The following is a 2,839-nucleotide window of genomic DNA, read 5'->3' as shown; positions in this document are numbered from 1 at the left end:
CGAGGATCACCAGCAGGTTGAGGTCGATGCGACGCAGGTCATTCATCAGCTGCATGCTCAGCATAAGAACTTGGAATTTAAATTTGCGCGACGAATAGCCTAGAGTCCAGCAAAACCTCTGGGAGAACTGAGATGACGACGTTGCATTGGGCTGGTCTGTTGGCACTGGCGGTGATCGCCGGCGCGGTAGTGCCGTTTCAAAGTGCGATCAACGCAAGCCTCGGGCGTGGGCTGGGGCACCCGTTGTGGGCCACGCTGGCGTCACTGCTGGTGAGCATTATTGTGTTGCTGCCGGTCATCATCGCGCTGCGCCTGCCCTTGCCGAGCCTGGCCTTTATCACCAAGGCGCCGCTGTGGATATGGGCCGGAGGCGCGTTTGGCGTGTGCTTTATTTCGCTGGCGCTGATGTTGCTGCCCAAGCTCGGCGCGTCAGGGTTTATTGCGCTGGCCATGGCCGGGCAGATTCTCGCTTCGCTGCTGCTCGATCACTTTGGCCTGTTCGGCCTGATGGAACGCCAACTGACAACGCCCCGCGTGCTGGGGGCGTTGTTGTTGATTGGCGGGGTGGTGTTGATTCAGTTCAGCGCCACACCGGCCCGCGCCCTTGCCACGGCAGGCTGATCAGCCCTTGTCGAGCGTGCGCAGTTTTTGTGGCAAGCCCCACAACAGCAGCGCCGCCGCCAACAGCGCACACACGCCGATCACATACAGCGCCGGCGTGGTGCTACCGGTGAGGTCCTTGATGCGCCCCACCATCACCGGGCTGACAATACCGCCGAACTGCCCGAGGGTGTTGATCACCGCAATGCCACCGGCCGCACCCGCACCGGCGCCAGCCAGCAATTTGGGCGGCAGGGTCCAGAAGGTGGGGATCGAGGCAATAATGCCCGCGCCCAGCAGGCCCAGGGCGATGATCAGAAAGGTGGTGTGGTCGGCAAAGATCCCGGCGCAGAAGAAGCCAATGGCGCCCAGTACTACCAGGCCGCAGACAAACTTGCGGCGTTCACCGGTGGCGTCCGACAGCCGCCCGATCACCACCATGCTGATCGCCCCGCACACATAGGGAATGGCGGTGAGCAGGCCGATCATCACCGGGCTCTGGGTGCCGGCACTGCGGATCAACTGTGGCGCCCAGAAGTTGAGGCCGTAAGACGCCACCTGGATCAGAAAGTAGATAAACCCAAGCATCAAAAACCCTGGAATGCGGATCGCCGAGAGCAACGAGCCACCGTGCGCGTTCGGCTCATGCTTGGCGATGCGACTCGACAGCAGGGTTTTCTCGGCAGGCGTCAGCCAATGCGCGTCTTCAATGCGGTCCTTGAGCAAGGTCAGCACCAGAAAACCCAGGCCGATGCAGGGCAAGCCGCCGAGCAGGAACAGCCAGTGCCAGCCGCGCATTTGCAGTACGCCGTCGAGGTGTTCCAGCACCAGGCCGGAAAATGGCGCGCCGACTAAACCGGCGAAGGCCGAGGCCAGGAACAGCATCGAGGTGATGCGCCCACGAAAGTGCTGCGGGAACCATAGCGTCAGGTAATACAGCACGCCAGGCGCAAAGCCCGCCTCCATTGCGCCGATGATGAAGCGCAGGCCATAGAACTGCCATTCGGCGGTGACAAACACCATGGCCGCCGTGGCCAGGCCCCACGACATCATGATGCGCGCGATCCAACGGCGGGCACCGACCTTGTAGAGCATCATGTTGCTCGGCACTTCGAACAGCACATAACCCACCACAAACAAGCCGGCGCCCAGGCCATAGGCGGTGTCGCTCAGGCTCAGGTCGGTTTGCAGCTGGAACTTGGCGAAGCTGATGTTGATGCGGTCAAAAAACGCGAACAGGTAGCACACCATGATCAGCGGCATCAGGCGCCAGGCGACCTTACTGACCAGGGCTTTTTCGGCATCGATTTCAGCGGCCGGGCGCACGCCGGCCTCTAACGTATTAGTGCTCATGGTTTCTCTCCAGCGGGCTGCTCGCAGGCGCCCGATTGTTTTTGTTGTCTGGTAGCGCGTTACAGCGTGGCGATGTAAGCCGGTGGCGGGTGCAGGTCGCCATTGCGCCCGGCCGTGGCCACTTGGCCAGGCAGTTCATGCCCAAGCAAGGCCGGCAAGCGACGGGACATTTGCAACAGGTGCGGCAGGTCGATGCCGGTGTGAATGCCGACCTCTTCGCAGAGGTTGACCAAATCTTCGGTGCAGATATTGCCCGACGCGCCCGGCGCAAACGGGCAACCGCCGAGGCCACCCAATGCCGCGTCAAACCGGCGGGCTCCAGCCTCGTAAGCGGCCAGCACATTGCACAAACCCAGGCCACGGGTATTGTGAAAATGCAGGGTCAGATCGCTGGCCGGCACCTGTTGCAGCACGCGCTTGACCAAACGTTCGACCTGTCGCGGATTGGCCATGCCGGTGGTGTCGGCCAACGTGATGCCCTGAATGCCCAACTCGCGATAGGCGTCGGCTATTTGCAGCACGCGGTCTTCATCGATCTTGCCTTCGAACGGGCAGCCAAAGGTGGTGGCAATGCTGCCGTTGAGCCGCACCGGGTGGTCGGCGGCAAAGCTGACGATATCGCCAAACGCCGCCAACGATGCCTCGCAACGCATGCGCATATTCGCCAGGTTGTGGGTCTGGCTGGCGGACATCACCAGGTTCAGCTCATCGGCGCGCGACTCGATGGCGCGCTGGGCGCCCTTGAGGTTGGGGATCAGCGCCACATAAATCACACCGGCCCGGCGCTCAATGCCCTGGAACACCTGCTCGCCATCACGCAACGCGGGAATGGCCTTGGGCGACACGAACGAGCCCGCCTCGATTCGCGAAAAACCGGCCTGCACGA

3 protein-coding genes are annotated in these 2,839 nt (G+C 62.2%); 1 reads left to right on the top strand and 2 read right to left on the bottom strand.

Annotation, left to right across the window (positions count from 1 at the left end; all coding sequences use genetic code 11):
* The first annotated feature begins 132 nt into the window (after nucleotides 1-132).
* Entirely contained in the window at nucleotides 133-621 is a 489-nt protein-coding gene (locus FEM54_RS29610; RefSeq protein ID WP_138453960.1) for a DMT family transporter, read from the top strand.
* Here FEM54_RS29610 and FEM54_RS29605 read toward each other — a convergent pair whose 3' ends face one another.
* Nucleotides 622-1,953, bottom strand: coding sequence for an MFS transporter (locus tag FEM54_RS29605; protein ID WP_017137283.1), 1,332 nt, complete (start codon nucleotides 1,951-1,953; stop codon nucleotides 622-624). It lies immediately after the preceding gene.
* Between the two features lie 59 nt (nucleotides 1,954-2,012).
* The coding region (locus FEM54_RS29600; protein ID WP_138453959.1) for a hydroxymethylglutaryl-CoA lyase at nucleotides 2,013-2,839 on the bottom strand (827 nt) is incomplete at its 5' end.

The sequence above is a fragment of the Pseudomonas edaphica genome (assembly GCF_005863185.1).
In the GTDB taxonomy this organism is placed as follows: Bacteria; Pseudomonadota; Gammaproteobacteria; order Pseudomonadales; family Pseudomonadaceae; genus Aquipseudomonas; species Aquipseudomonas edaphica.
Note: the sequence above shows the minus strand (reverse complement) of the source record. Positions and strands in the feature narration are given on the sequence as shown.

Bases quoted from the DNA above. Each gene is read 5' to 3' on its own strand.
- FEM54_RS29610 (WP_138453960.1), top strand. From the start codon at position 133: ATGACGACGTTGCATTGGGCTGGTCTGTTGGCACTGGCGGTGATCGCC.
- FEM54_RS29605 (WP_017137283.1), bottom strand. From the start codon at position 1,953: ATGAGCACTAATACGTTAGAGGCCGGCGTGCGCCCGGCCGCTGAAATC.